General features: G+C 37.8%; 1 pseudogene. It reads right to left on the bottom strand.

Annotation, left to right across the window (positions count from 1 at the left end):
* Positions 1–270, bottom strand: a pseudogene (locus ACEO2X_RS14440) (RNA-guided endonuclease TnpB family protein); the annotation flags it as partial.

Raw genomic sequence — 270 nt, forward strand, 5'->3', positions numbered from 1 at the left:
ACACCTACGCCATTAGGGAGTTTGAGTTTATTTCCTTTAACCCAACAGTATTTATCGAATTGTACAAGGCGAATGGAATCATAACCGTCTGATTTTTTCTTAAATCTAGGCATAAGTGGGCGCAACTCAACCTCAGTACCATAAGCCAATTTAAAAAATTTAGGTTTCTTAGGTTTGCGCTTTTTTTCTTTTAGTCGAGCATGTTCTTTAGGGTTGAAAAACTTCCCCCATGCTGATGCAAGATCACGAACTTTTTGTTGAAGTGACACA

It is taken from the genome of Acinetobacter sp. AL9 (assembly GCF_041464035.1).
Lineage (GTDB): Bacteria > Pseudomonadota > Gammaproteobacteria > Pseudomonadales > Moraxellaceae > Acinetobacter > Acinetobacter towneri.